Below are 19,481 nucleotides of genomic sequence, written 5' to 3' on the forward strand. Positions count from 1 at the left end.
CGCGGACAGTTCGGCCTCGTCCGTGCCGCCTCCGGGGCCGCCGGTACGGGCACTCGCCGGGGTACCGGCCGGCTCGGTTCCCCCGGGTGACGAGACGGCGAGATACCGGTCGTTGATCCGCGCCGCACCCCACGACAACCCCCAGACCAACGCCAGGCTGCACAGCAGCACCACCAGCGAGGCCGCGGCGAACAGCCAGGCCGGATGGTCGAAGGAGCGTTCGCGTTGCAGCACAGAGATCTCGGGGATGAACTGACGCTGGAATTCGGCCAGCGCGGGCGTCTCCTCGGCGCCGATGCCGGGATCGGCGGCCATGTAGATCGGCAGCGCGGTGTAGGTGCGGCCGTCGTGCACGCGCAGGATGGTCTTCCAGGTCCCGTCCACCGGGACCGGGCGGGTGGACAGGTAGTGGCCCTCGCCGACGCGGGTGAGTTGGTCGATGACCAGTCCGCTCCCCGCGTCGTCGGCGCCGACACCGCCCTGCCAGGCCAGGATCTGCACCCACTCGGGGTCCTCGCTCACCAGGTCGGCCGGTTGCAGGCGGACATCGGCCACGACCGCGCGTCCGCCGCCCACCGGTGTCGTGTCGCGCAGGGCGACCGTGGCCGAGGCATTCTCGGGCACGCTGACCATCAGTCCGTTGGCGGTCGCGGCGCCCAGCACGAGGACCGCGGCAACCATGACCGCGCGCCGCACGGGGGGCCGGGGAAGCTGCTCGCCGCGCAGCACCACACCGAGCATTCCGCCGACCACGCCGCCGAGAATTCCGGTCGGTACGGCCATGGCGAGCAGTTCCGGCCACATCGCCGTCGGCCACGGATTGAGATAGACCGCCTCTACCCAGCGCGATTCGATCCACAGACCGACCGTGGCGATCCCGAAGCCGGCCAGCGCGCCCCACCAGATCCGGTTGCGGTGCAGCGGCAGCAGCGCGAGGAGTTCGACCACGACCGCGGCCCCGAGATACAGGGGGAAGACATTGCGCGGGGCATCGATGATCGGTCCGGCGACGAGGTAGGCGACCAGTCCCCGAACCACCATCGCGAACGCGACCACCGCCAGGGTGCCGCCGCGACCGAGGACGATCCGGGCGGCGACCAGGGTGACGGTGGCGGCGGCGGTGATGAGCAGCGGTTGCAGCACCAGCGGGAACTGCTGGACGCCGAAGTCGTATTCGACCTGGAAGACCGACAGGCCGATGAGCAGACCGCCGAAGGCGAAGACGCGCTGGACGCGCACACGCCACAGGTCGGGCTCGTCGGGGCGGGGCTTGTTGCGGCTGCCCTCGTACTCCAGCAGCAGCACCGCGACCAGGGACAGTCCCGCACCGCCGATGAGCATGAGATGGGTGGGTCCCCACAGCGTGACGTCCTGGCCGAAGATGCGGTGCCAGATGTCGTCGAGCGGGAAGCCGATCAGCGCGTACAGACCCGTCGCCGCGAGCAGGATGCCGCCGACGGGCGCGTGCCAGGTGCGGGTGATCCGCACGGCCGCCGGCCCGGGCTTCTCGTCCAGCGGCAGCACGATCGCGGTCATGCCCGCGGTGAAGAGGAAGAACAGGCCGACGAGGATGAAGTAGTGCGCGGGGTTTGCCAGCGGCCCCTCGTCACGGCCGTTGCCGATGTGCAGGCTGACGTCCCAGATGAAGCCGATGAGCGCGGTGACGATGGTCAGCAGGAACAGCAGCAACGGCAGGGCCACCCAGCCGGGCCGGTTCATGCTCTCGCCCAGCCGGTCGGCCACCGATCCCAGCCAGGTGATGCGCCGGGTGCGGTGCAGGTAGCCGATCCACAGCAACAGCGCGCCGATCACGCCCGCGGCCCCGGTCATGGCGAAGACCTGGTCCAGTGCGGCGCCGCCGCCTTCCTGGGCGAGGAGTTGTACGACCGCATCGTCGGTGGTGCTGGGCACGCGACCTCCCGTTCGGTTACCGGTACCTGTAACTCAGAGTAGTGCGAATATTGCCGAGCCGGGCACGCTTTCCCGCGATACCCGGCTCGTTCTGCCGGTGTCGGCCCGACGAGTACGCGAAGCCGACACCGCCCCCGCCGCAATGCCTGATGAATAGCCCGGTAGGCGCCTCGCTAACACATCTTCGTCACCGACCGGGACAACGCGCGCTCCCCGCGCCGACCTCAGCGACTGCCGGGGTGCGGGAACAGCAGCGGCGCCAGGAATCGGCGTGCGAACTGCTTGGCCGCCGCGGCGTCGTCCAGCGGCAGCACCCCGCGCGGGTTGGAGATGAACGACATGGTCAGCCGGACGAACAGTTCGGCGACCACCTCGGTGTCGAAGTACCCCAGTTCGCCTCGCCGCTGCCAGTGCGAGAGGAACCGGGCCACCAGCGTCCGCCCCTGCGCGATGAACTCGTCGCCGGTGAGGAAGCTGGTCAGCTCACCCGCGGCCGAGGACACCCGCAGACTGCGGGTCAGCAGGCGAGGCGAGCGGGCCTCGCTGACGAAGGCCGCGAACATCTCCGCCAGCGCACTCACCGGCCCCACCGACCGATGCACCGCCTCGGCCATGATCACCCCGACGCGCTGCGACTCGGCCATCAGCGCGAAACGCACCAGCGCCGACTTGGTCCCGAACCGCCGATACACCGTGGCAACCCCGACCCCGGCGAGTTCGGCGATGCCGACCATGGTGGTCTCCTCGAACCCCACCTCCGCGAAGCTGTCGCGTGCGGCGTCGACGATCCGCCGCGAACGCGGGTCGAGAGTAGCCAGATCAGCCCAGGTCTCGCCCGCAGCGGCAAGGAATTCCTGTGCGGTGCCGTCGATTTCGGCGTGAGACTGGAGAGCGGGCGCGCTGTCGGATCGGTCGCTGTGGCCGGTGCTGCTCCTCGGATCCTCGGTATGCGCCTTCACCGGCGCGAGCCTACCGCTCACCACCGCCGAGCCCCTCGCACGCCGCGCCCGGCGCGACACACGTTCGCGCCGCGCACCCGCCCGCTCACCAGGCCACCGTCGATGTGATGCCCACCAGCCGATCCGACACCTGGAGGGTGCGAAACTCGAGCAATCTCACGGACAACCGAGCCGGAACCGAGAACCCCCAGGTAGACGCACACGGGACCGGCGGGCCGCCACCCGTCGAACGCGAGTTGTGCACCGGCTCGTGTCGCCGCAGGCTCGAAGGCATGGATCACCTGTCCTACGCACAGTTCTTTCCTGCCCCCTACCGCTACGAAACGCTCCCCGCACCGGAGTCCACCTTCTGGTCGTGGCGCGGAGCCGACATCCACATCGCCCGGCGAAGCAGCCCGACGGCCCCCCTCCGCGCACTGGCCGTGCACGGCGCCGGCGGGCACGCCGGACTGATGTGGCCGTACCTGGCACTCTCCGAGCGGAACGAAGCCGAAATCCTCGCCATCGACCTGCCCCTCTACGGCGACACCCGTGAGCTCGCACCCCGCAAGGTCCGCTATCGCGACTGGATAGACCTGCTCACCGCCTTCGTCCGTGCCGAAACCGACAACGACGACCGTCCCCTGATTCTGCTCGGCGCCAGCATGGGCGGCATGCTCGCCTACGAAGCCGCAGCCCGCAGTGGACGGGTCGCCCACGTCGTCGCCACCTGCCTGCTCGACCCCGCCGATCCCGCTGCCCGCCGGGCCGCGGCCCGCTGGTCCTGGATCGGAGAGCACGCCCCGACCCTCATGCGCGCCCTCGGCCCCGCCGCAGACCTCCGACTCCCCGTGCGCTGGCTCGCCGACATGGCGAACATGAGTGCCGACCCAGCCCTGTCCCGCCACTGCGCCCGCGACCCCAAGGGCGGCGGCGTGCGAGTGCCCTTGGGCTTCCTCCACGACTACCTGACCTTCCAGCACACCCCACCGGAGACCACCACCACCCCGGTCACCCTCGTCCACCCCGCCGCGGACCGATGGACACCCCCGGAGCTGAGCCTGCGATTCCTCGCCCGCATCGCCGCCCCGCACGAAGCGATCATGCTGGAGAACTGCGGCCACTTCCCGATCGAGGAACCCGGTCTCACCCGAATGCTCGACACCCTGCGCGCGGTCGCCGCCGCGACCATCCCCTGAGCGGTCACCGGGTCAGTCGGTCGACCAGCGCCACCAACTCCTCCACATCGAGCCGATGAACCATCGACACCCGATGCAGATGCGCGTCGACCAGATGCACCACGGTGCGCGCGGTGTGGTCCACTTCCGGCTCGCCGCGCCCGCACCGGTCCAGATGGAACGCGACCTCCGTGACCAGCCGATTCTCCAACACCCGCATCTCCTCGACCTCCACCGGCACCAGCGGCGTGACCACCCGATGCAACAGCGCGTGCAACCCGGGCCGATCCCGATGCACCTCCACCACGGCCTCGATGATCGCCCGCACCGACTCCTCGAACCCGGGCTCGGTAGCCCGCAACTCGGCGAACACCACCTCCAATACGACTGTCACCTCGCCGACGTGCCGCCGCGCCAGCGCCCGCAACAGCGCCTGCTTGTTCGGGAAGTACTGATACAGCGTGCCCACCGACAACCCGGCACGTTCGGCGATCCGGTTCGTCGTCGTCGACAGCCCCTCCCGCGAGAACATCTGCGCGGCCGCCTCCAGCAGTGTGGCCACGGTGTCTCGTGACCGACGCTGACGCGGCCGCCGCCGACCCTCCGCCATCACCGGATCACGACTCGGCCAGCAGCCGGTCGAGTTCCTCGGCGTCCACCCCGAAATTGGCCAGCCTGCGCAACGGAATCGACTCCAACATCCGCAGCAAGTCGACACCGAGAGCGCTACCGCCGCCGAGCATCGCTCCCATCCCCGCCGCGACCTTGCCCAGCGCTTCGGCCGCCTTCGGATCGGCCAGCGCCTCACCCAGCGTGGAATCCAGCGTCACCGGCACCCGCACCTCGTCGCCGGCGACCGGCACGCGCGCTCTGCCACGCAGATCACGGCTCGACGCCCCGACGAACACCTCGTACTCACCGCCCTCGACCACCCACCGATCCAGGCGCGGATCCCAATACGCCAGATCCTCGCGCCGAATGGGCACCGCCACCCGCACGCTCGTCCCCGCCGCCACGTCCACGGTCGCGAACCCGGCCAGCACCCGCACCGGTCGCACCACCGACGACCCCGGCAGTCCGACATAGACCTGAACGACCTCCCGGCCGTCCCAGGAACCGGTATTGGTGACGGTCACCTCCACCACCCAGCCCACCGCATCCGAATCCACCGTCAACTCGCTGTAGTCGAAGGAGGTGTAGGACAACCCGTGTCCGAACGGGAAACACACTTCCATCTCGCGCGCGTCGTACCACCGATAGCCGACGAACAGCCCCTCGCCGTAGCGCACTCGCGAATGCTCGCCGGGGAAGTTCAGGAACGCCGGAGTGTCCTGCAGACGCCTGGGCGCGGTCTCCGCCAGCCGCCCCGACGGATTCACCACCCCGAACAACACATCCGCCAGACCACCGCCACCTGCCTGCCCCAGCAGTCCGCCATCCAGAATCGCCTGTGCCTGCGCTGCCACGGGCTCGAGCCGCAACATCCCGCCGTGCGCGAGCACCACCACCGTTCGCGGCTGCACCCGGACCACCTCGGTCAGCAGCCGCAACTGATCGGCGGGCAACTCGATGTCGGTGCGATCGAACCCCTCCGACTCCTGATTCGCCGCCAACCCCAGAAACACCACCGCCACGGCCGCTTCGGAAGCCACCGCCACCGCCTCGACCCGCAACGCGTCCGCGTCCCCGGTCCCATCGGTGGTGAAACCGCGCGCATAGGTGACCGACCCCGGCCCCGCATGAGCGCGGATCTCCTCCAACGGCACATCCAGCCGCGCCGCGTTCACATGCGAACTGCCACCACCCTGATAGCGCGGCGACTCGGCAAACTCACCCACCACCGCCAGCGCACTACCCGCCGACAACGGCAACAACTCACGATCGTTCTTCAGCAACACCACGCACCGCCCCGCCACCTCCCGCGCCAGCGCGTGATGAGCCGCCACGTCCACCTCCGGGACGTGGAGTTGCCTGCCCTGCCGCACCCGCTCGGCCAGCACCGCCATCCGCTCCGCCGCCCGATCCAGATCCGCCGGGTCAAGCACACCCGCCTCGACCGCCGAGACGACCCGCGCATCGGAGGCGCCCCCGCTACCGGGCATCTCCAGATCCAGCCCGGCCCGCACCGCCCGCACCCGATCGGTGACCGCGCCCCAGTCGCTGACGACCACCCCGTCGAAGCCCCACTCGCCACGCAACACCTCGGTCAGCAGCCACCGGTCCTCGCAAGCGTGCACCCCGTTGATCCGGTTGTAGGAGCACATCACCGTCCACGGCCGCGCCGTCCGCACGATATGCGCGAACGCTCGCAGATAGATCTCCCGCAACGGCCGCGCGTCGACATCCGAACTCGACCGCATCCGATCGTGCTCGGCATTGTTGGCCGCGAAATGCTTCAACGACGCCCCCACCCCGGTGCTCTGCAACCCCTGCACCCACGCCGCCCCCAGCACCCCGGTGAGCAGCGGGTCCTCGGAGTAATACTCGAAATTCCGACCGCCCCGCGGATCGCGCTTGATGTTCACCCCCGGCCCGAGCAACACATCCACCGCCGCCGCCCGCGCCTCGTGCCCCAACGCCACCGCGACCCGGCGCACCAACTCGGCGTCCCAGCCCTGCGCCAGCCCGACCGCGGGCGGGAAACACGTCGCGGGCAGGCTCTCGGACAGGCCGAGATGGTCGGTGGCGCCGACCTGTCTGCGCACGCCGTGCGGACCGTCGGTCATCGTGACCGACTCGATCTCCCCCACGGACTTCGTGGTCCAGAAATCCGCCCCGCTACCGAGTGCCGCCTTGTCCGCCGTCGACAGATCCGCGATCGGAGAGTCAGTCATGGGCCAACACTAGGGCACGACGACGCGCTGACCACGGCATTCGACGCCCGCGCTGCCGCGCCGAGCCCCCGACCGGCTCACGGCACGATAGCAAGCTGCCGGGACTGGGCGACCAGAACGCCTGTGCTGTCCCAGAGTTCGAAATCCTCCTCGTGGAAGCCGTTCACCAGATGCTTGGTGGTCACCCGGCAGGCCAGCCACCCGGGCGCGGGACGCCTGCGGATGTGCGCGGTCAACTCGATGGTCGACGAAGCGCGGACACCATGATCGAAGATGACCGGGGGAGCGGCATCGACCAGCGCCGCGAGCGCGATCGGGTCCGCGTCGCGACCGTCGGTGAAGCGCATCCAGAACTCCCAGGTCGTCGCCCGGCCCAGCTCGCCGCCCCAGAAGCCGCGCAACGCCGGCATCCGGAACTCGACCCGCTCACCGATCCCCGTCTTGGCGACCTTGTTCCGCCCCGCGACCGGGTCGACACAGTCCTGCGGGGCAGGCAACTCCGGTGCGACACCGAGCTCGATCGTCTGCCCTTCGGCCGCCGCCAGATCGGAGAACGTGGCAAGCACCCGGATGATCTCCTTGTCGTCGCGCAACAGCGTCGCCGCGCCGGTCCCGGTCCGCCGCCCGATCCGCGCCGTCTCGGTCACCACCCGCGCCGGACCCGGCGTGCCGGGGCGCAGGTAGTGCGCCGACACCGACAGAAGATCGGGCTGCGGCACCTCACCGCGCAACGCCTGCAGACAGACCGCCAGCAGATAACCGCCGTTGGCGGTGCCCGCAGGGGTGTTCCAGCGGTCGGTCAGCTCCAGTTCGTAGACATGGTCGCCGATCGAGGTGCTCGCGGTGTCGCTGTCGAAGGCGTAGGGCGCGGTGGTGGTCATCGTTTTCCTTTCCCGTACTAACGATGATCATCGCGCACCGGCCCGACGGCACATCCGGTGGTGCCGGGCAGCGAGCCCGCCCGGCCCGTCGAGTCGGTCAACCCAGCCGGGCGATCACCTTCTCCGCGAACCGCGACAGATGCGAGATCTTGGTCTCCAAGCTCTCGGTGTCCGGCTCCCGGGTATAGGGGTAGCGGAAACCGACGATCACATCGGTGACGCCCTTGTCCTCCAGCCGCTTCACCCCGTCCACCGTGAACCCGTCCATCGAGATCACATGCACCTCGAAATCCTTGCGCGTGCCGTACTCCGCGCGCAGCGCGTCGAGCTCGCCGAGCAACCGATCCAGCTCCACCGGGTCGCCGCCGGCGTGCATCCAGCCGTCGCCCCGCTGCGCCGCGCGCCGCAGGGCCGCCTTGCTGTGCCCACCGACGAGAATCGGGATAGGCTCGCTCGGCACCGGGGCGATCTTGATGGGTGGAAGATCGAAGAACTGCCCGTGGAACTCGAAATACCCGCCCGCCGTCAGCCCGCGGACGATGTCGATGCACTCGTCCATCCGCGCGCCCCGCTTCTCGAACGGCACGTCCATGATCTCGAAATCGTCCGGCCACGGACTGATCCCCACACCGAGCCCGAGCCGGTTCCCGCTCAGCACCGCCACCGAGGCCGCCTGTTTGGCCACCAGCACCGGCGGACGAATCGGCAGCTTCACCACGAACGGTGTCAGTCGCAGGTTCGTGGTCGCCGCCGCGATGGCCGCCGAGAGCACGAATGCTTCGGGAAAGGGCTTGTCCTCCAGGAACTCCCGGCTCCCGTCGGGAGTGTAGGGATAGGTGGCATCGGAATCGCGGGGGTAGGCGATGCTGTCGGCGATCGTCATCGAGGTGTAGCCGGCCGCCTCCGCCGCCTGCGCCAGCGGCACGTAGAACGACGGGTCGACCATGGTCTCCGCATAGGTGAATCGCATCCGATCAGCCTTCCTGCTCGCGCGGCAGCGTGATCGCGGCCACACCCTGCCGCCCAATCAATCATCCGCTCCGCAGGGCGTCAAGACCGGCTACGTCGAGCGGGCCCGCCGCGTCAATTCGACCGTCGCCGCCCGCAATTCACCGATTTCCTCGATCGGCTCCGCATAGCCCACCCGCGTGCGAGCGACGCCGCGCGGTGTCTGCACCCGCAGATCCAGCCCGTACCGATCCGCTCGCTCACACAGCGCCGCCGTCGCATCGGGATAGCCGCCCAGCACACGCGCCATATCCGCCAGCGCGTCGGCATGATCGTCGTTGAGATGGGCGACCGCGCGCGCCGCGTTCGGCACGATCCGGTCCGGATGGGCGGTCGCGTACTGCTCGGCACTCGCCGAATCCATCCGTCCGTAACCGCCGACCCAGCGGACCCGCTGCACGCGCAGCACCCACACCGTGAAATCGCTGTAGTCGATGTAGTGCTTCGCTGCGGGCACCCCCGCCAGGTGCGCGGCCCGTGCCCGCTCGGCCTCCTCGCCTTCCGGGCGCTCCACGATCCCGGCGAGGGTGACTCGGGTGCCCGCCAACGGATCGGACGGCACGTCCGGCGCTACGACGGACAGACTCGCCCGCGCGTCGGCGGCCAGATTGCGCCCGTGCTCGGCCATCCGCGACACGCACATCACCGGCTGACCGTCCAGCTCGCCGTAGGTGACGAAAGAGGCCCACGGCGCACCGTCCTGCGAGAGGCTCGCCAGCGTCGCCATGTTCGTCGACGCGACAACGGTCCTGGCTTCCTCGGCGGGGGAGGGCCGCGCCGGATTCACCACCGGCGCGGTCGGCTGGGGGACCGAGGGGGCGTCACCGGGGTCGCCGTGATCGAGAGTCATGCCGTACAGAGTGCCATCCAGGGTGAGGGGAGGGGAGTGGCGCTATGGCGACGGCACTGCACTGTCAGGGGGGATTCCTGAACGAGAGCCCGCTCGATCCGGTCGAGGGAAAGCGGGAAGGGCGAAAATTACTCCGAAACCGGTGACTCCATCCTTGTAAGACATTTGAGTATGGACATATGCGCATCAAACCATCAATCTCCTTACTGCCTCACAACCCACCGAACCGAACATCACCTATAAAAACCGCACAAACAACGAGGGCTGTGGGGATCGGAAGTCGACTCCGTGAACGGCTACAGAGGCCGTAACGGGGAGGCGAATCCTGCTGAACCGCAAGGGGAACCCCCGCTGCCGCTCGGCGTCGGGGGAGCGCGACACGCGAGCGGCAGCGGACCTGATCACGGATTGGCGTTGAACACATACCAGAGCACGGCCATCGTCCCCAGCCCGAACAGCGGTGCGATGACCCAGGTCTCGACCTTGTTTCCGGTCCGCTCGATGATCGGCACGCTCGTCCGCCACTTGATCGGCCACAGCAGGGGACAGCCGCGATCGGTCAGGCAGTCGCCGAGGATGTGCGCCAGCGAACCCAAGGCGACGCAGAACGGCAACCAGGTCGGCTTGTCGCTGATCCAGTGATCCATGGCGAAAGTGCCCGCCGCCGCGAGCGCCGCCACTGTGCCCCAGCTGCGGATGCTGTCGCCGGGTGGGCACAGGTGCAGTGCTTTCACCGCCAGTGCGAGCAGAAAGAAGACCAGGGCGAGGGTGAAATACCGGCCGATGTAGAGCATTCCGGCCCAGGTGACCACTCCGGCCGCGAGCACGAAGAGCAGCGAGTGAGTGCCCTGCCGGTGTCCACCGGAGAGCATGGAGATGAGCTTGCACGCGTAATGCGTCAACGGCCCGAGTACTCGGGAGATGGTGCCTTTCGGGTGATCGGCGTCGGGCAGCAGTGCCGCCCCCGCCGTCAGGAAGACTCCGAGCAGTACGTCCACGGGCCCGAGACGGGTTTCGGTGTCCAGCATCTCCGGAAAGGTCATGACCGCTAGAGGCAACGTCGCCGCTGCCGCCGACCAGGCGAACGCGCCGCTGGTCGCATGTGAATGTCCGAGCACCAGTTCGAGATTAGTTCACTTCAAGATCATATCTCGCCGTCGTCGCCACGGTCACCTGGCCGGTGACGCACGGCGCCCCGTGAACCAGCAGGTCCACGGGGCGCCGATCGCCGAGAAAGAGAATCAGCCCGGTACGGATCAGGCGATGTCGAACCGGTCGAGGTTCATGACCTTGTCCCACGCGGAGACGAAGTCGCGAACGAACTTCTCCTTCGCGTCGTCGGTCGCGTAGACCTCGGCCAGCGCACGCAGCACCGAGTTCGAGCCGAACAGCAGGTCGACGCGGCTGCCGGTCCACTTGACCTCGTCGCTGCCCGCCGCCTTGCCGACGTAGGTGCCGTCGTCGTTGCCCGACGGCGCCCACTCGGTGTTCAGATCGAGCAGGTTCACGAAGAAGTCGTTGGTGAGCGAACCCGGCGTGTCGGTGAAGACGCCCAGCGGCGAGTTCAGGTAGTTGGCGTCGAGCACTCGCAGGCCGCCGACGAGCACCGTCATCTCCGGCGCGGTCAGGGTCAGCAGATTCGCCTTGTCGACCAGCAGGTACTCGGCGGGCAGGCGCGAAGCCTTGCCGAGGTAGTTGCGGAAACCGTCGGCCTTCGGCTCGAGCGCGGCGAAGGATTCGCTGTCGGTCCACTCCTGAGTCGCATCGGTGCGGCCCGGAGTGAACGGAACCTCGATCGTCACGCCGGCGTTCTTCGCCGCCTGTTCGATCGCGGCGACGCCGCCGAGCACGACCAGGTCGGCGAAGGAGACCTTCTTGCCTCCGGTCTGGGCCGAATTGAACTGATCCTGTACGCCTTCCAGGGCACGGATCACCCGGGCGAGCTCGTCGGGCTCGTTGACCTCCCAGCCCAGCTGCGGCTGCAGGCGGATGCGACCGCCGTTGGCGCCGCCACGCTTGTCGCTGCCGCGGAACGACGAGGCCGCAGCCCACGCGGTCTTCACCAGCTGCTGCACCGACAGGCCGACGCCCAGGATCTGGGTCTTGAGCGCGGCGATGTCGGCGGCATCGACCAGTTCGTGCTCGACGGCCGGGACCGGGTCCTGCCACAGCAACTGCTCGGACGGGACCTCGGGGCCGAGGTAGCGGGCGACCGGACCCATGTCACGGTGGGTGAGCTTGAACCAGGCGCGCGCGAACGCGTCGGCGAACTCGTCCGGGTTGTCCTTGAAACGGCGCGAGATGACCTCGAACTCGGGGTCGAAGCGCAGCGACAGGTCGGTCGTGAGCATGGTGGGCAGCTGCTTCTTCGACGGATCGAAGGCGTTCGGGATGATCGGCTCGGCATCCTTGGCGACCCACTGGTGCGCGCCCGCCGGGCTCTTGGTCAGCTCCCACTCGTAGCCGAACAGGATCTCGAAGAAATCGTTGCTCCACTGGGTGGGCTTGCTGGTCCAGGTGACTTCCAGGCCGCTGCTGATCGTGTCCGGGCCCTTGCCGGTGCCGAACGAGCTCTTCCAGCCCAGGCCCATCTGCTCGAGCTCGCCCGCTTCCGGCTCAGGGCCGACCAGGCCCGCGTCACCGGCGCCGTGGGTCTTGCCGAAGGTGTGCCCGCCCGCGATGAGCGCGACGGTCTCGGCGTGATCCATGGCCATCCGGCCGAAGGTCTCCTTGATGTCGACCGCGGCCGCGATCGGATCCGGATTGCCGTTGGGGCCTTCGGGATTGACGTAGATCAAACCCATCTGGACCGCGCCGAGCGGGTTCTCCAGGTCGCGCTCGCCGGTGTAGCGCTGGTCGTCGAGCCATTCGGCTTCCGGGCCCCAGTACACGTCCTCTTCCGGCTCCCAGACGTCCTCGCGGCCGCCGGCGAAGCCGAAGGTCTTGAAGCCCATGGTCTCCAGCGCGACATTGCCGGTCAGGATCAGCAGGTCGGCCCAGGAGATGCTCTGGCCGTACTTCTTCTTGACCGGCCACAGCAGGCGGCGGGCCTTGTCGAGGTTGACGTTGTCGGGCCAGCTGTTGAGAGGAGCGAAGCGCTGCTGGCCGGTGCCCGCACCGCCGCGGCCGTCGTGGATGCGGTAGGTGCCGGCGCTGTGCCAGGCCATCCGGATCATGAGCGGACCGTAGTTGCCGAAATCGGCGGGCCACCAGTCCTGGGAGGTGGTGAGGATCTCGGCGATGTCGCTCTTGACCGCGGCCAGGTCCAACGCGTTGAAAGCGGCCTTGTAGTCGAAGTCCGCGCCGAGCGGGTTGCTCTCGACGGGGTTCTTGGCCAGCACCTTCAGGTTGAGCTGGTTGGGCCACCACTCATGGTTGCCGCCACCCTGCAGCGGGTGCCGCAGACGGCCGGCTACCGGGCAACCGCTCTCGGCGGGTTCGGTATTGGCCTCACCAATGGGCGGAGTTTCCACAGACACGGCGTTTCCTTTCGAGGGAGTAAGCAGGCTGCTCACTTCGGTGGTGCAGACAGCTGGGCTTTCGAACAGTCGGGGCAGTGGCCCCAGTAGATGACCTCTGCCTCGTCGACGACGAAACCGTGTTCGTCGGCGGCGTCGAGGCAGGGAGCCTCGCCGACCGCGCAGTCGACGTCGACGATGACGCCGCAGCCGCGGCAGACGAGGTGGTGGTGGTTGTCGCCGACCCGGGTCTCGTACCGGGCGACCGAGCCCATCGGTTGGATGCGTCGCAGCAGACCCGCGCTGGTCAGTGCGCGCAGAACGTCGTAGACGGCCTGGTGGGACACCGTCCCGACGCTCTCCCGCACCCGCCCGAGGATCGAGTCCGTCTCCGAGTGCGGATGCTCGTGCACCACGCTCAGCACGGCGAGCCGCTGCGCGGTGACCCGCAGGCCTGCGGTGCGCAGCATGCGCTCGAAATCGGGAACTATGGACACGCTCAGAAACTTTACACGTTCAAGTTTCGCGGGGCCAGCAGATCCGTCGAAGTGATCGTGAACAAGAGGTGGCCGGACGGTCCGCACGGCATCGACCTGCGAAGACCCGTGAAAACGCGTACCGCCCGCACTGCGAGCGAGCATGCCACAGTGCGGGCGGCCGTAGGGGAGATCCGGTAACTTCCGTCCCTCTGCCCTCTGCCCTCTGCCCTCTGCCCTCTGCCCTCTGCCAGCGCCTCAGGATGTCGTGAGGACAACCAACTGTCGCGTCGCGCGGGTCATCGCGACATACCGGTCGACCGCGCCTTCCACGCCCTCGCCGAACGCCTCCGGATCGACCAGGACGACCAGGTCGAACTCGAGCCCCTTGGCAAGCGTCGGACTCAGCGACCGCACGCGCGGCCTCGCCCGGAATGCCGGATCGCCGATGACACAGGCGACCCCGTCGACATTCTCGGCGAGCCAGGCATCGAGCACCGAGTCCAGTTCCGAAGCCGGGCCGTGAACGACCGGGATGCCGCTGCTGCGAATGGAGATCGGCACATTCGCGTCCGGCAGCGCCGCCCGGATCACCGGCTCGGCCACGGCCATCACCTCTTCCGGCGTCCGATAGTTGATGCTCAGCGACGCCATCTCGACACGATCGACGCCGACCCGCTCGAGCCGTTCTCGCCAGGACTCGGTGAACCCGTGCCGGGCCTGCGCACGGTCTCCGACGATGGTGAAACTGCGTGACGGGCAGCGCTGCACCAGCATCTGCCATTCCGCGTCGGTCAGCTCCTGGGCCTCGTCCACGATGATGTGGGCGAAGGGCCCGGCGAGCTGGTCCGGCTCCACGGTGGGCAAGGCCGCGTCGTCGACCAGCATCTCGCGCAGATCCCGCTGGCGCAGCTGCGTCATCAACCCCTCGCCGTCGGCATAGGTGTCGGAGGCGATCAGATCATCGATGACGCTCGACATGCGCGCTCGTTCGGCGTCCACCGCGGCGGTGTATCGGCGCGCCCGCAGCGACGCCTTCGGATCACCGAGCCGCCGCCGCGCCACGTCGAGCAGCGGTAGGTCCGACATCGTCCACCGTGCCTGCGCCGGACGCTGTAGCCTGCGGACATCCTCGGGACCGAGCCACGGCGCGCATTTACGCAGATAGGCCGGAACCGACCACAGATCCGCGACCAGGTCGGCCGCCTCGATCATCGTCCAGGCATTGTCGAGCGTGGCGCGTAAATCGTCGTTCTCCCGCAACGACTTCCGAAGCTGCGCAGGGGAGGCGGAGCCGTCGTACTTGTCGATCAGGATCGTGAGCAGTAGCTCCCAGATCTGCTCACGTGCCTCGTTGTGGGGAGTGCCGGGCTCCGGTGCCTCGAACGCCTCGGCCCAGTCGTCGGGGCTCAGCGGGATGTCGGCCCAGTCGGTCGCCACCACCATGCCCTTGCGGGGCGGCTGCTCGTAGAACGCGACGGCCGCGTCGATCGCCTCGACCATCCGCGCGGACGACTTCAGGCGAGCCACCTCCGGGTCGTCCTCCACTGTCGCCGATTCGCCCTCGGCGACGAGGTCACGCAGGGTGCACAGCTGCACGCTCTCTTCGCCGAGGCTGGGCAGTACGTCGGCGACATAGGCCAGGTACGGCTCGTGCGGGCCGACGAACAGCACGCGGTGACGTAGCGCGGGGTCGGAATAGAGCAGGTACGCGGCCCGATGCAGCGCGACGACGGTCTTGCCCGTGCCCGGCCCGCCGTCGACGACCAGAGCGCCGCGTGAGCCCGCCCGGATGATGGCGTCCTGGTCGGCTTGGAGGGTGCCGAGCACGTCACGCATCTTCGGTGACCGATTTCCGCCCAGTTCGGCGATGAAGGCGGACTGGTCGTCGAGCGCGGCATTGCTCTGCCGACCCTCCGCGGTGAACACCTCGTCCCAGTAGTCGCTGATCTTGCCGCCGGACCAGCGGTATCTGCGGCGCCGCGCGAGGCCCATCGGGTGGGCGTGGGTGGCGCCGAAGAACGGCTCGGCGGCGGGGGAGCGCCAGTCGACGAGCAACTGGTTGCCCGCGCCGTCCAGCAGACCGAGGCGCCCGATGTACACCGGCTCCGGGTGGTCCTCGCTCACCATGTGCCCGAGACACAGGTCCAGACCGAAGCGGCGCAGCGAGCGCAGCCGCGCGGTCAGCCGGTGGATCTCCAGATCCCGCTCCACGGCCTCCTGGCCCATGCGAGTCGGCGCCTTGCGGGTCGCGTCGAGTCGTCGGGTCAGGTCGGCGATGGACTCCTCGAGGCTGGCGGCGATGGTGGCGAAGTGCTGTTCGTCGGCGGCGATGAGCGCCGGATCGGCTTTGGGGGTGAGGTGGTCGGCAAGAGCGAACGCGCTGGCGGTCGATGACGACACGTGCAATTCGGGACCTCTGTTTCCGCAGGTGGATGGCTCGAGCGGACCATTCTGCGGTATCACCCGGGTCTTGCCGCAAGCCCTGGGGTGCGATATAAGTTGAAAGTGGAAGGAGTGTTTTCTCCTCCTTTCCGCCTTTGATCCCTACAGCTCCGTCTCCGATCCCTACAGCTCTGTCGCCGATCGTTCCAGCTTCCGGTGGCTACAGTGCCTGATCACCGAGTGCCCGATTCCGCCGCGGACCTCGCTGACGAGCGATCCACCAGGCCACAGCCACGCCGGCGACGGCGATCACGCACACCACGACGACGGCGGTCTGCTCACCCCATCCGGTCACCAGGATGCCGATCAGCGCCCACACCAGACCGATCGGATAGAGGGGGAGTGCGCCGCCGTAGCGGGCGGTGACGGCGATGCCGAAGAGCGCGCCCAGGATCAGGATCGCCAGCTGCCACCACAGGACGGTGGGGTCGCCGAAGCTCGCGCCGATGTCGGATGCCCAGTTCTGGAACACCGCCGCCGACGCCCACGCCGCATAGAGGCCGACGATGGTCCGGGTGAGGCCGGTGAGCCATCCGGGCGTGGACTCGTCGTACGAGCTCGCGGTGAGGCGCACCGCGTCGAGGAGCGCGATGGTCATGATCGTGAGGATGATCGGGGTGATCCACGGGATCTCGGCCGCCGATCCCGCGATCCACGCGGACGCGCCGAGGAAGGTGATGAGCAGATCGGTGAGCAGGTGGTCGGGGCGGTCTGTGCCGGTGGCGCGTTTCCAGACCACGCCAGCGGTGGTGGCGATCGACAGGGTGTAGATGACACCCCAGATCGAGAACGCGTATCCGGCCGGAGTGATGTACAGGTCGGTGGTGGATTCGTCCGGGGAGGCGCCTCCGCTGAGGCCCGCGACTACGGGCGCGAGGGCCTGAGCGATCGCGGCGAAAAGAGTTGCCCAGGCCAACGGTGGGGTGACTCGCATTCGAGGGCTCATGGATCCGAGCGTAGACACCAGGCCTCCTGTCGGAGCGGCACTCTTCGGTCATTCCGGCGATTCCGGTCGAGGGCTGTGCCAGTATCGAAGGACGTATTCACTTGTAATTCCGCACTTTTCGGGGAGGGGACCGGTGAGTACTCTCGTTCTTGCTGTCCACGGCGTCATGGGTGATGTGCTCGCGCAGGGGAATCCCACTCCTGAGGCGCCGCCGAGCTCGGACAAGTATCTGCAGCTCGTGCGATACCTGACCTGGTTCGGGGTGCTGGCGGTTCCGATCCTCGTCATCGCCGGGGTGGTCCTGGCAGCGCTGGTGATCCGGGGGAGAAGCAATCGACAGGATGCGTGGACAGCGCCGCCGGCTGCCGAGGAGCAGCGGCCCGCGGCGCCACCCGTGCAGCAGTCGTGGATACCACCCCACCGGTATCCCGGCCCCGGTCCGAGGCGTCCCGCGCCGGACCCGGCCTTGCCGGACGATATCGAGTGGGGCCCGCCGGATCCGTCGGTGTGGGGGCGTCCCGAGCAACGCTGACGCCCCGGCCCGTGCGGGCGAGTGGCACACCGGTTACGTGAGATCCGCGTCGGTGACGTGCCGCCCCGTCTGCGCGGGCGTGATCCAGTCGGCCAGGTCGAACCCCTGACACCTTGCCTCGTCGAGGAATTCGGCTTTCGTGGCCTCGTCGACGACCGGTCGCCGGGCCAGGAACCACAGGTTCTTGCGATCCGGGGTGCCGACCAGTGCGTGGTCGTAGGACTCGTCGATCTTCAGCACCCAATAGTCGCCCTCGGTGAAGGGGATCCAGCGCAGACCCGCGGGCAGGAAAGTCACCTTCAACTGCGCCGGTTCACCCTCCACCGGAGTGGCTTTGCCGATCGACTGGGTCGGCTTGCCGTCACCGTCGAAGCAGCGATTGTCGACTCGGATCGTCCCGTCGTCCTCGAGCGAGTACTGGGCGGTGATCTCGCGGGCGTCGTCGTCTTCCCATCTGAGGGGGAGACGCCCGATCTCGTACCAGAGTCCCAGGTACCACGCGAGGTCCAGGTCGGGTAGGGATCGGACTGCGGTTTGTTCGGTCATGAGGTGCGCTCCCTCGGTCGAGCTGCTCGCTGGTGTCACCGTGGCAATACCCGGATCCGCCCACCTCACGCCGGCCGAGCTCCGAGGTTCGGACGCCGCGCTTCTGAGTCGCGCGGCAAAGCCTCCATCGGGGAGGGCGGTCCGCCGGTTAGTTGACATAATGTAGATTATCGGCGCGGCAACGGGGTTGGCGAGAGGGGTTGTTTCCCTTCGGTGTTGCGTGCATACGCGCCCGCTGTGCATATCGATCGGCTCGGGCGTCGAACCCCGTCGGTCGTGGCCGCCCGCGCTCGCTCGATGTCGAATCCCGCTTCCGGTTGCGCGATGACGGATCGGCGATGCTCGGGATCGTGCGCGCATGGACGATATTTCGCCCGCCGTAAAATTTCCGGTCTCGGATCGAGCTGGTGGATCGAGCGATTCGGCATGATGGTAGCGCGCATGTGCCCCTCCCCTGCGGCGTCCGCGGGCGAGAATTGAATCGTCACGTGACGATTGAAGAGCGGGGAAGTGGGGACCGCCGGCTATTCGATGATGCATTGTCGCGCAGCATCTTTGGCGCGCATGCACCAAACCTGCGTGGTGTCGATATGGTGATCGGTGGCCTCGGATCGGATCCGGGGCTCGCGTTCGAGAGGGGATTTCATGCGTGTCTTGGTGACCGGAGCCAATCGCGGAATCGGAGCGGCCATCGCAGTGCGGCTGGTCGAGGAAGGGCACACCGTGTGGGGCGGTCATCGGGGCAAGGGGGTGCCCGAGGGGGTCTTGCCGGTCGAGATGGACGTCACCGACGACGACTCGGTCGACAGGGCCTTCACGCACATCGAGCAAACGGACGGTCCCGTGGAGGCGGTGGTCGCCAATGCCGGCATCACCGAGGTCAAGCTGATCATGCGGATGACGAGTGCGGAGTTCGGTCGCCTGGTGGACACGAACCTGACCGGGGCGTGGCGGGTCGCTCAGCGCGCCAGCCGCAATATGATCAAGGCCAAGTACGGGCGCATGGTTTTCATCTCCAGCGCGGCGGGTACCGACGGCATGGCCGGGCAGGTGCATTACGCGGCCGCGAAGGCCGGGCTGGTCGGGATGGCACGGTCGCTGGCGAAGGAAATCGGCGGTCGGTCACGGAATTTCACCAGCAATGTCATCGCGCCCGGATACACCGACACCGACATGCTCGCGGCGGTCCCGGAGGCCAGGCTGGAAGCCGAGCTGTCCACGATCCCGCTGGGCAGGCTCGGCAGGCCCGAGGAGGTCGCGGGCACGGTCGCGTTCCTGCTCTCCGACGACGCCGCGTACATCACCGGTGCGGTGATCCCGGTCGACGGCGGTGTCACGCTCAGGTAGGCCCGCCGAGCTCGCCCGCGCGCCTCGGTAATTGTGCGGGCGGCGCTGCCTGCCGGACCTGAGGTGGAGTCGCGCTGTTCGGGCGACGATGCGATGCGCGGGTGTAGCGCTAGCCGACTGAGTAAATGAGA

Annotated in this window: 15 protein-coding genes and 1 pseudogene; 3 read left to right on the plus strand and 13 right to left on the minus strand. The window is 68.3% G+C overall.

Annotated elements, in window-relative coordinates; genetic code table 11:
- Positions 1-33 precede the first annotated feature (33 nt).
- Both NS3_RS08985 and NS3_RS08990 read right to left on the minus strand, forming a co-directional pair.
- Positions 34-1,830, minus strand: a pseudogene (locus NS3_RS08985) (hypothetical protein); the annotation flags it as partial.
- 305 nt (positions 1,831-2,135) lie between these two features.
- Positions 2,136-2,729 (minus strand): TetR/AcrR family transcriptional regulator, encoded by a 594-nt coding sequence (locus NS3_RS08990; protein WP_067856895.1) that lies wholly within the window; start codon positions 2,727-2,729, stop codon positions 2,136-2,138.
- Positions 2,730-3,142: 413 nt separating this feature from the next.
- On the opposite strand from NS3_RS08990, the gene NS3_RS08995 reads away from it, so the two are divergent.
- Complete coding sequence (locus tag NS3_RS08995; protein ID WP_067856898.1) at positions 3,143-4,048, plus strand: alpha/beta hydrolase; 906 nt, start codon at positions 3,143-3,145, stop codon at positions 4,046-4,048.
- Between the two features lie 4 nt (positions 4,049-4,052).
- Here NS3_RS08995 and NS3_RS09000 read toward each other — a convergent pair whose 3' ends face one another.
- From NS3_RS09000 to NS3_RS09045, 10 genes are all read right to left on the minus strand, one after another.
- Positions 4,053-4,589 (minus strand): TetR/AcrR family transcriptional regulator, encoded by a 537-nt coding sequence (locus NS3_RS09000; RefSeq protein WP_307609508.1) that lies wholly within the window; start codon positions 4,587-4,589, stop codon positions 4,053-4,055.
- A gap of 55 nt (positions 4,590-4,644) precedes the next feature.
- Complete coding sequence (locus tag NS3_RS09005) at positions 4,645-6,861, minus strand: glycoside hydrolase family 3 C-terminal domain-containing protein (protein WP_067856623.1); 2,217 nt, start codon at positions 6,859-6,861, stop codon at positions 4,645-4,647.
- A 77-nt stretch (positions 6,862-6,938) separates the two neighbouring features.
- Positions 6,939-7,742 (minus strand): thioesterase family protein, encoded by an 804-nt coding sequence (locus NS3_RS09010; protein WP_067856626.1) that lies wholly within the window; start codon positions 7,740-7,742, stop codon positions 6,939-6,941.
- Between the two features lie 97 nt (positions 7,743-7,839).
- Entirely contained in the window at positions 7,840-8,712 is an 873-nt protein-coding gene (locus tag NS3_RS09015) for a TIGR03619 family F420-dependent LLM class oxidoreductase (RefSeq protein ID WP_067856630.1), read from the minus strand.
- A gap of 90 nt (positions 8,713-8,802) precedes the next feature.
- Positions 8,803-9,600, minus strand: coding sequence for a HugZ family pyridoxamine 5'-phosphate oxidase (locus NS3_RS09020; protein ID WP_067856634.1), 798 nt, complete (start codon positions 9,598-9,600; stop codon positions 8,803-8,805).
- Between the two features lie 401 nt (positions 9,601-10,001).
- The gene (locus NS3_RS09025; RefSeq protein ID WP_067856637.1) at positions 10,002-10,718 is read right to left on the minus strand and encodes a metal-dependent hydrolase; all 717 of its coding nucleotides are present in this window, start codon (positions 10,716-10,718) and stop codon (positions 10,002-10,004) included.
- Between the two features lie 138 nt (positions 10,719-10,856).
- A complete protein-coding gene (katG, locus tag NS3_RS09030) occupies positions 10,857-13,079 on the minus strand; it encodes a catalase/peroxidase HPI (protein WP_067856640.1) in 2,223 nt (740 codons plus the stop codon).
- Positions 13,080-13,111: 32 nt separating this feature from the next.
- Positions 13,112-13,555 (minus strand): Fur family transcriptional regulator, encoded by a 444-nt coding sequence (locus NS3_RS09035; protein WP_281205216.1) that lies wholly within the window; start codon positions 13,553-13,555, stop codon positions 13,112-13,114.
- A 237-nt stretch (positions 13,556-13,792) separates the two neighbouring features.
- Positions 13,793-15,937 carry an RNA polymerase recycling motor ATPase HelR gene (helR, locus tag NS3_RS09040; RefSeq protein ID WP_067856901.1) on the minus strand — a complete coding sequence of 715 codons (2,145 nt, stop codon included), beginning with the start codon at positions 15,935-15,937 and terminating at the stop codon, positions 13,793-13,795.
- Between the two features lie 202 nt (positions 15,938-16,139).
- Positions 16,140-16,925 (minus strand): TspO-related membrane protein, encoded by a 786-nt coding sequence (locus NS3_RS09045; protein WP_067856646.1) that lies wholly within the window; start codon positions 16,923-16,925, stop codon positions 16,140-16,142.
- A 133-nt stretch (positions 16,926-17,058) separates the two neighbouring features.
- On the opposite strand from NS3_RS09045, the gene NS3_RS09050 reads away from it, so the two are divergent.
- On the plus strand, positions 17,059-17,457 hold the full coding sequence (locus tag NS3_RS09050; RefSeq protein ID WP_084495198.1) for a hypothetical protein: 399 nt from the start codon (positions 17,059-17,061) through the stop codon (positions 17,455-17,457).
- Positions 17,458-17,490: 33 nt separating this feature from the next.
- Here NS3_RS09050 and NS3_RS09055 read toward each other — a convergent pair whose 3' ends face one another.
- Positions 17,491-18,003, minus strand: a complete 513-nt coding sequence (locus NS3_RS09055; RefSeq protein ID WP_067856652.1) for a lipocalin family protein — start codon at positions 18,001-18,003, stop codon at positions 17,491-17,493.
- A 645-nt stretch (positions 18,004-18,648) separates the two neighbouring features.
- Between NS3_RS09055 and NS3_RS09060 the strand changes: the two genes are divergently transcribed.
- The gene (locus NS3_RS09060; RefSeq protein ID WP_067856655.1) at positions 18,649-19,350 is read left to right on the plus strand and encodes an SDR family oxidoreductase; all 702 of its coding nucleotides are present in this window, start codon (positions 18,649-18,651) and stop codon (positions 19,348-19,350) included.
- The last annotated feature ends 131 nt before the right edge of the window (positions 19,351-19,481 follow it).

This window comes from Nocardia shimofusensis NBRC 100134, from assembly GCF_001613125.1.
GTDB classification, from domain to species: Bacteria; Actinomycetota; Actinomycetes; order Mycobacteriales; family Mycobacteriaceae; genus Nocardia; species Nocardia shimofusensis.

What these genes read in the sequence shown, in the direction of transcription:
- NS3_RS09010 (WP_067856626.1), bottom strand. Translation starts at nt 7,742, where the DNA reads ATGACCACCACCGCGCCCTACGCCTTCGACAGCGACACCGCGAGCACC.
- NS3_RS09005 (WP_067856623.1), bottom strand. Translation starts at nt 6,861, where the DNA reads ATGACTGACTCTCCGATCGCGGATCTGTCGACGGCGGACAAGGCGGCA.
- NS3_RS09060 (WP_067856655.1), top strand. Translation starts at nt 18,649, where the DNA reads ATGCGTGTCTTGGTGACCGGAGCCAATCGCGGAATCGGAGCGGCCATC.
- NS3_RS09020 (WP_067856634.1), bottom strand. Translation starts at nt 9,600, where the DNA reads ATGACTCTCGATCACGGCGACCCCGGTGACGCCCCCTCGGTCCCCCAG.
- NS3_RS09045 (WP_067856646.1), bottom strand. Translation starts at nt 16,925, where the DNA reads ATGAGCCCTCGAATGCGAGTCACCCCACCGTTGGCCTGGGCAACTCTT.
- NS3_RS09015 (WP_067856630.1), bottom strand. Translation starts at nt 8,712, where the DNA reads ATGCGATTCACCTATGCGGAGACCATGGTCGACCCGTCGTTCTACGTG.
- NS3_RS08995 (WP_067856898.1), top strand. Translation starts at nt 3,143, where the DNA reads ATGGATCACCTGTCCTACGCACAGTTCTTTCCTGCCCCCTACCGCTAC.
- NS3_RS09055 (WP_067856652.1), bottom strand. Translation starts at nt 18,003, where the DNA reads ATGACCGAACAAACCGCAGTCCGATCCCTACCCGACCTGGACCTCGCG.